Below are 6,878 nucleotides of genomic sequence, written 5' to 3'. Positions count from 1 at the left end.
GGGCGATCGCGATCGGGCACCCGATCGGCGCGTCGGGCTGCCGGATCCTGGTGACGCTGCTGCACGAGATGGCCAAGCGCGACGCGAAGCGCGGGCTGGCGTCGCTGTGCATCGGCGGCGGGATGGGTGTCGCGCTCGCGGTCGAGCGTCCGTAACCGGCCATTCGCGACCAGCGAACCGAATCCGGGTGCCGGCCGATTGCGGCTTCGGCCGGCGTCCCGTGAAGTCAGAGGGGGCCTCCGGCAGCTCTCGAAACCAAAAAATGGAGTGAGATTTATGTCTCAGCGAATTGCGTACGTAACGGGCGGGATGGGCGGCATCGGCACCAGCATCTGCCAGCGCCTGTCGAAAGACGGCTTCAAGGTGGTCGCAGGTTGCGGCCCGAACTCGCCGCGCCGTGTGAAATGGCTCGAGGACCAGAAGGCGCTCGGGTACGATTTCATCGCGTCGGAAGGCAACGTCGGCGACTGGGACTCGACCAAGGAAGCGTTCGACAAGGTCAAGGCCGAAGTCGGCGAGATCGACGTGCTGGTCAACAACGCGGGCATCACGCGCGACGTCGTGTTCCGCAAGATGACGCACGAAGACTGGACCGCCGTGATCGACACCAACCTGACGAGCCTGTTCAACGTGACGAAGCAGGTGATCGACGGGATGGTCGAGCGCGGCTGGGGCCGGATCGTCAACATTTCGTCGGTGAACGGCCAGAAGGGGCAATTCGGCCAGACCAATTATTCGACCGCGAAGGCCGGCATCCACGGCTTCACGATGTCGCTCGCACAGGAAGTCGCGACGAAGGGCGTGACGGTCAATACCGTGTCGCCGGGCTACATCGGCACCGACATGGTGAAGGCAATTCGCCCGGACGTGCTCGAGAAGATCGTCGCGACGATCCCGGTGCGGCGTCTCGGCGGGCCGGAGGAAATCGGTTCGATCGTCGCGTGGCTCGCGTCGAACGATTCCGGTTTCGCGACGGGCGCCGACTTCTCGCTGAACGGCGGCCTGCACATGGGCTGAGCGTCCGCGCTGCGCGGGCCGGGTGGCCGCGCAGCCGGGCGTGTTCCGAAGGCCCCCGCCTCCCGGATTCGGGCGGCGGGGATTCGTCACTTGCGCTACGCTGCACTCAAAGGCGTTACATGACTACTACAAAGAAGACGGCCGAACGGCTCATCAAGAAGTACCCGAACCGCCGGCTCTACGATACCGAGACAAGCACGTACATTACGCTGACCGACGTGAAGCAACTCGTGCTGGAGCAGGAGGACTTCAAGGTCGTCGATGCGAAATCCAACGAAGACCTGACGCGCAGCATCCTCCTGCAGATCATCCTCGAAGAGGAAAGCGGCGGCGTGCCGATGTTCTCGTCGTCGATGCTGTCGCAGATCATCCGTTTCTACGGGCATGCGATGCAGGGCATGATGGGCACGTACCTGGAAAAGAACATCCAGGCGTTCATCGACATCCAGAACAAGCTCGCGGATCAGTCGAAGAACCTGTATGAAGGCAATGCGATGAATCCGGAAGTCTGGTCGCAGTTCATGAACATGCAGGCGCCGATGATGCAAGGGATGATGACCAGCTACATCGAGCAGTCGAAGAACATGTTCGTGCAGATGCAAGAGCAGATGCAGAACCAGGCGAAGTCGATGTTCAGCACGTTCCCGTTCAAGCAGCCGGGCGCGACGGAGCCGGAAAAGAAGTAACGGTTTCGCGGCAGGCCGACCGCGGCGGGCAACCCGTCGGGCGTCGGTGCCGCGAAGCCACGCGGTGCGGGTCGGCCGATCGTGCATACGGGCGCGACGATGTGCGGCCGCCGCCTGCCGAACCCTCTCGCCGACGGTCGTTCATGGCCGTCGGTACCGAATGCGCGCGCCGGGTCGGGCGTGCATGACCGTTGTCCAGTCGATCGAGATCCAGTCACCTACGCAGGAAACCCGGAACATGCCACGCCGGATGGTGTGCATTCCTGCCGGCGCGCGTACCATGAGCGGCGCTGCACGGCGAAGCATGGACGCTGCCTTCTGTGAAATGCGTGTCGGCGACCGGGCACGACAGGCCGTGATGGGCGATGCGGCATCGATGCAGTGCGACCAAAAAAAACCGATTGAGAGAGAGCATGCGAGGGATTCGAATGGCATGGGCCCGCAGGCTGGCCGGTCTTGCTGCGATATTCACGATGGGCATTGGCGTGGCGGTACCGGCCTTTGCGATGGACTGCGCGAAAGCCGTGCAATCGATCGAGAAGCGCATCTGCGCGAATGCCGCGCTGCGCGCGGCCGACGCGCGCATGAATTCGGCTTATGCGGGTGCGTTGAAGGCCGCGCCGGATACCGCTATCCGCGACATGCTGGTGCGTAGCCAGCGCCGCTGGATCGACGCGCGCGACAACCGTCTCGACGCCGATTACGAAGGCCACCCGCTGGCCGTCGACGAAGTGCGCAAGGCCATCGATCGGCGCACCGCGGTGCTGGCCGATCAATCGAGCAAAGGCTTGATCGCGCGTGCGCAGGCCGAGCGCCAGTGGCTCGCGAAATACACGGGCGGCCCGCTCACCGGTTTCGATGCAAACTGCGATTTCCTTCCCGACGATGCGAGTGGCGCGCACGTTTCGTATGCGTGCTTCGGCGCGGTCCATGTGCAGCATCGGGCGCGGGTCTGCAGCCAGAGCGAGGACTGGGCGACCGGCGCGGTCTATCAGTACCGGTCGGTGAGCGCGGCGGACGGCGGGAAGGTGCGCCCCGTGGCGTTCTGCGAAGCGCAGGCGCATGGGAGTGCGTGCGACAACGGTGGAGCGCATTCGGCGTGGATGCGGGCGGGGACGTCCGGTGGCGATAATCACGCGTCAGCGCCGGTAGCCGGGTTGCCGCAACTCGATGCGGAAATGTGGCCGATCGGCGATGGAGACGATGCGATGTGGTTCGAACGGTGCCTGAAGGCGTCGGTGTTTCCGGACATGCGGTGACGTGCCGTATCGAGTGTTTGAGCAAGGCCCGCGTCGGCGGGCTTTTTCGTTTCCTTAGTCCGCGTCAGGCGCAGCGGATGTCGATCGATTGATCGTTTTGATGCCAGGCCGAGCGAGCGGGCGGGATGATTCGCGATGCCGGGCGGCAGGCAGCCGCACAGCGGCGAAGAGGGGTGGACGGTATAGTCGGAATCCCGCAACGTCCGAATGTCACTCATGGGAAACAACACGCTCCGCGTCGTCGTGGTCGGCGGCGGCATCGTCGGCGCATCCACCGCATGGCATCTTGCGCGATCGGGCGCGCAGGTCACGCTGCTGGAACAGCAGGTGACGGCCGCAGTCGGCGCGACTCACTGGTCGTTCGGCTGGGTGGGTACCGGCAGCGCGTTTCCTTCTGAAAACCCGTCCAGCTTCTCCCGCACGCTCGCAGCGCTCCCGGAGTTCGCCCGGCTGGCGCGCGACCTGGGCCCGTTGCCGGTGACGACGCGCGGGGCGCTCGTCTGGCTGGACACGGATGCGCAGACCGCAGCATTGATCGACGAGCAGCGCGCGGCCGGCGTGCACATGGAAGCGTTGGGTCGTCGAGAGGTGGCCCGGATGGAGCCGCGTCTTGCGCGGCTTCCCGAGTTGATTGCATGGGCACCGGACGATTTCGTGGTCGAGCCGATCGACTTGACGCATCAGTTGCTGGCCGGTGCGCAAGCCGCCGGCGCGCAGGTTCGGTGCGATTGCGCAGTCGACGCGGTCGAAACGCGCAATGGATGCGCTGTCGGTGTGCATACCGCGCATGGGCATGTGCCGGCGGATGTCGTCGTCCTGGCGAATGCCGCTTCCGCGGTTACCATCGCCGCGGGCCTGGGCGTGGCCTTGCCCATTTGCGAGAAGCCGGCCGTGTTGATGCGTTTTGCTGCCGAGCCGGGTCTCATCAGCCACCTGCTCTACGGGCAGGATCTTGAAGTGCGTATGGGCCCATCGGGCAGCCTGGTGTCGGCCGCGGATGCTCCGGAAGAGGGCGACAGCGGGCTTGCAGCGCTCGCTGAGCGTACGGCCGCGGACATTTCAGCGTTGTTTGCCGATCCACCGACCCTGACGCCGCTCTCCGCGAAATCGGCGCTTCGGCCGATGACGAACGACGGGGTGCCGATCAACGGATTTCTGCCGGGCGTGACGGGCGTCTATGCCGTCGTGGCTCATCCTGGCGTGATCCTGGCCCCCCAGCTTGGGCGACTGGCCGCCAGCTCGATCACGGGCGCGTAATTCGACGAGGGAGAGCGGGGGCGATCGAACCGACGACGGGCGATGCCGCCCCCGAAAACGGGGACGTCCTGTCAGCGCAGCGGCAACGCGCGGCGATCGTGGCTATACTCGTCATCCTTACATTTTCGAAAGGATACCTGCATGCGCCCTCGAGTCAGCGTATTTCTCGCCCTCAGCCTCGACGGATTCATCGCCGGCGAAAACGGCGATCTGTCATGGCTGGAGGCGTTTTCGTCGGACTCGCCGGATGAAACCGGCTATACGTCGTTGATGAACGACATCGACGTGATCGTGATGGGGCGCAACACGTACGACACGGTGATTGCGTTTGACCCGTGGCCCTATGCCGGCAAGCGGATGGTGGTCATGACCCGTCGGGAGCTGGCTTCGCGCCACGGCGAAGAACCCTTCGACGGGGCGCTCACGACACTGCTCGGCCAGTTGGCAGAGCAAGGCCATCGTCATGTGTATTTGGACGGCGGCACGACGGCGCGGGAAGGCATCGTGGCCGGCGTTGTCGACAGCATCACGCTCAGCTGGGTGCCGATCGTGCTCGGGAAGGGGATTCCGCTGTTCGGCAACGACCTGCCGCAGACACGGCTGCAGCTCGACGATACGAAGCGGTTGCCGAGCGGGTTGATGCAGGCCCGCTATGTGCCGGCCAGACGGGATTGACGCGGTTGTGGCGATGCACGCAGCGCCCCGTGCAGGCGCTGCATGGTCACCGGTTCAGACGCGCGTCACGCGTCTCGTCGTGCGTCAGTGCACCGGATCGAAATCCTGCCCGTCGTCCGACGGAGGCAGGTCGAGCACGAGCTTGACGGCGCTGTAGTTGGCCTTGAGCGAAAACACGCGGCCGATCACGAAAAACGTCTGTCGCGAATTCTCGAGCTCGACGAAGTCGCCCGGTTGCGGCACATGCGCGCCCTGGTCATACGAAAAGCTGGTGCTGGTCTGTTCGCCGATGGCTTCCGCTGCGTGTTCGGTGAATTCGATCGTGATGTGGGTGGTCATGCGAGCCCCGTTGGGTCGATTGAAAAGGATGGACGCGTGGATTTTCTCATGGCGGGCAGCGGCGCCGGGGCGATTCTTGCTGGCTGACGGGCGTTGGGGACAGAGCCGCAACGCGGCTACGCCAGAAATGAAGGGGCATATCAGATCCGGCTCAACGGCAGGCCCGGAACGCGCCGGGCATTCGAGCGGGCGACGCGTATCGTCGTCAACCGCTCGTTTTTGGATCGCCGGACACTAAATCGCTGTAAACTCACGCTTTTGCTGCCACGCCCCCACATTCCAGATGTCCCAATCCCCCAAAGTAGGGTTCGTATCCCTCGGGTGCCCGAAAGCGCTCGTCGACTCCGAACAGATCATCACGCAACTGCGCGCCGAAGGTTATGAAATCTCCGGCACCTACGACGGTGCCGACCTCGTCGTCGTGAACACCTGCGGCTTCATCGACGAAGCCGTGCAGGAAAGCCTCGACGCGATCGGCGAAGCGCTGACCGAGAACGGCAAGGTGATCGTCACCGGCTGTCTCGGCGCGAAGTCGAGCGCCAGCGGCTCGAACCTGATCGAGGAAGTCCACCCGAAGGTGCTCGCCGTCACCGGCCCGCACGCGGTGGGCGAAGTGATGCAGGCCGTGCATTCGCACCTGCCGAAGCCGCACGACCCGTTTACCGATCTCGTGCCTGCCGCCGGTATCAAGCTCACGCCGCGTCACTACGCATACCTGAAGATTTCCGAAGGCTGCAACCACCGCTGCACGTTCTGCATCATCCCGTCGATGCGCGGCGACCTCGTGTCGCGCCCGGTCGCCGAAGTGATGCTGGAAGCCGAGAACCTGTTCAAGTCGGGCGTGAAGGAACTGCTCGTGATCTCGCAGGATACGAGCGCGTACGGCGTCGACGTGAAGTACCGCACGGGCTTCTGGAACGGCAAGCCGATCAAGACGCGCATGACCGACCTGGTCGCCGCGCTCGGCGAACTCGCCGCGCAGTATGGCACATGGGTGCGCCTGCACTATGTGTATCCGTATCCGAGCGTCGACGAAGTGATTCCGCTGATGGCCGAAGGTCCGTTCAAGGGCCACGTGCTGCCGTACCTCGACGTGCCGTTCCAGCACGCGCATCCGGAAGTGCTGAAGCGCATGAAGCGTCCGGCGAACGCCGAGAAGGTGCTCGAGCGCGTGCAGAAGTGGCGCGAGATCTGCCCGGACCTGACGATCCGCAGCACGTTCATCGCGGGCTTCCCCGGCGAGACGGAAGAGCAGTTCGAAACGCTGCTCGACTTCATCCGCGAGGCGGAACTCGATCGCGTCGGTTGCTTTGCGTATTCGCCGGTCGAAGGCGCGACTGCAAACGAACTCGACGGCGCGCTGCCGGATGAAGTCCGCGAAGCGCGCCGCGCGCGCTTCATGGCAGTTGCCGAGGAAGTGTCGGCGAACCGCATCCAGCGCAAGGTCGGCAAGACCCTCAAGGTGCTGATCGACGAAGTCAGCGAGGAAGGCGGGATCGGCCGCACGGCGGCCGATGCGCCGGAGATCGACGGCGTCGTCTATGTCGAGCCGGCGGCGAAGGCATCGAAGCGCTACAAGGTCGGCGATTTCGTGTCCGTGAAGATCACGGGCGCCGACGGCCACGATCTGTGGGGCGAGGTGTAA

7 protein-coding genes and 1 pseudogene are annotated in these 6,878 nt (G+C 64.4%); 7 read left to right on the top strand and 1 reads right to left on the bottom strand.

Translation table 11 applies throughout. From position 1 onward, the window contains the following. From QZM67_RS16300 to QZM67_RS16275, 6 genes and pseudogenes are all read left to right on the top strand, one after another. Window positions 1-155 (top strand): annotated as a pseudogene (locus QZM67_RS16300) (acetyl-CoA C-acetyltransferase); the annotation flags it as partial. 121 nt (window positions 156-276) lie between these two features. Beyond that, window positions 277-1,017: a 3-ketoacyl-ACP reductase gene (locus tag QZM67_RS16295; RefSeq protein WP_074802607.1), complete on the top strand. Its 741-nt coding sequence runs from the start codon at window positions 277-279 to the stop codon at window positions 1,015-1,017. Between the two features lie 119 nt (window positions 1,018-1,136). Continuing rightward, window positions 1,137-1,703: a polyhydroxyalkanoate synthesis repressor PhaR gene (gene phaR, locus QZM67_RS16290; protein WP_012363978.1), complete on the top strand. Its 567-nt coding sequence runs from the start codon at window positions 1,137-1,139 to the stop codon at window positions 1,701-1,703. Window positions 1,704-2,116: 413 nt separating this feature from the next. Beyond that, window positions 2,117-2,962, top strand: a complete 846-nt coding sequence (locus QZM67_RS16285) for a lysozyme inhibitor LprI family protein (protein ID WP_301804819.1) — start codon at window positions 2,117-2,119, stop codon at window positions 2,960-2,962. Window positions 2,963-3,178: 216 nt separating this feature from the next. Beyond that, window positions 3,179-4,219, top strand: coding sequence for an FAD-binding oxidoreductase (locus tag QZM67_RS16280; protein WP_301804816.1), 1,041 nt, complete (start codon window positions 3,179-3,181; stop codon window positions 4,217-4,219). A gap of 42 nt (window positions 4,220-4,261) precedes the next feature. Further along, entirely contained in the window at window positions 4,262-4,894 is a 633-nt protein-coding gene (locus QZM67_RS16275) for a dihydrofolate reductase family protein (protein WP_301804814.1), read from the top strand. An 84-nt stretch (window positions 4,895-4,978) separates the two neighbouring features. Here QZM67_RS16275 and QZM67_RS16270 read toward each other — a convergent pair whose 3' ends face one another. Next, entirely contained in the window at window positions 4,979-5,233 is a 255-nt protein-coding gene (locus QZM67_RS16270) for a hypothetical protein (RefSeq protein WP_043188332.1), read from the bottom strand. Between the two features lie 283 nt (window positions 5,234-5,516). Between QZM67_RS16270 and rimO the strand changes: the two genes are divergently transcribed. Further along, entirely contained in the window at window positions 5,517-6,878 is a 1,362-nt protein-coding gene (gene rimO / locus QZM67_RS16265) for a 30S ribosomal protein S12 methylthiotransferase RimO (protein ID WP_301804813.1), read from the top strand.

Origin of the sequence: Burkholderia sp. AU45251 (genome assembly GCF_030482905.1) — a bacterium.
GTDB lineage: Bacteria > Pseudomonadota > Gammaproteobacteria > Burkholderiales > Burkholderiaceae > Burkholderia > Burkholderia aenigmatica.
This window is presented reverse-complemented; position numbering and strand designations above follow the sequence as displayed.